This is a genomic window from Mesorhizobium sp. YR577, assembly GCF_900116595.1.
Taxonomy (GTDB): Bacteria; Pseudomonadota; Alphaproteobacteria; order Rhizobiales; family Rhizobiaceae; genus Mesorhizobium_M.
This window is the reverse complement of sequence record NZ_FPBI01000075.1, coordinates 1-1078: the sequence shown is the minus strand read 5'-3', so window position 1 is coordinate 1078 and position 1078 is coordinate 1. Positions and strand designations below refer to the sequence as shown.

Annotated in this window: 1 protein-coding gene; it reads right to left on the bottom strand. The window is 63.4% G+C overall.

Translation table 11 applies throughout. The features are described from left to right. On the bottom strand, window positions 1-1077 hold a 1077-nt coding region (locus BM413_RS32390), incomplete at its 3' end, for an alkene reductase (protein WP_091918926.1). Between the last annotated feature and the right edge of the window lies 1 nt (window position 1078).

The following is a 1078-nucleotide window of genomic DNA, read 5'->3' as shown; positions in this document are numbered from 1 at the left end:
TGCGATGGCGGGATAGTCGGTATATCCAGCAGAGCCGCCGCCATAGAGCGTCGCCTGATCGAAGGCGGCCAGCGGTGCGCTGGTCTTCATCCGTTCTACAAGGTCGGGATTGGCGATGAACGGTCGTCCGAAAGCGAACAGGTCGGCTTTGCCCTGGGCGAGCCGCGCTGCTGCGAGTTCAAGGTCGTAGCCATTGTTGGCGATATAGGTGTTGTTGAAGCGCCGACGGAGCGATCCGAAGTCGAATGGCGCAACATCGCGCGATCCGCCCGTGGCACCCTCGACGACATGGATGTAGACGATACCCAAGGCGTCGAGGTGATCGACGATATAGTCGAACTGCGTCTGGGGGTCGCTGCTCGATATGCCGTTGGCGGGCGAGACGGGCGAGATCCGGATGCCGGTGCGCTCGGCACCGATTTCGTCGACGACCGCAGCCGTGACCTCCAGCATCAGGCGGGCACGGTTCTCGACGGAACCGCCATATGCGTCGTCACGGACGTTCGCGCTGTCCTTGGCGAACTGGTCGAGCAGATAGCCGTTGGCTCCATGAATTTCGACGCCGTCGAAGCCGGCCGCCATGGCGTTCGCGGCAGCCTTGCGGAAATCATCCACGATCCCCGGCAGTTCGTCGAGCTCCAGCGCGCGCGGCTCAGACACCTCAACAAAGGCGTTGTTGACGAAGGTCTTGGTCTTGGCCCGGATCGCCGAGGGCGCCACGGGCGCAGCACCCTGCGCTTGCAGGTCGACGTGCGAGACGCGACCGACATGCCAGAGCTGCAGGAAGATGTGGCCACCCTTGGCGTGTACGGCCTCTGTCACCTTGCGCCAGCCGTCGATCTGCGCTTGAGAGTAGATGCCGGGCGTGTCCTGATAGCCCTGTCCTTGCTGCGAGATCTGCGTGGCTTCGGCAATCAGCAGGCCGGCCGATGCGCGCTGGCTGTAATATTTCGCGGTGAGATCGCCCGGAACGAAGCCCGCGCCGGCACGATTGCGCGTCAGGGGCGCCATGACGATGCGATTGGAAAGGGTGAGTGAGCCCAGGATGTAGGGCTCGAACAGCGTAGGGTTGGTCATG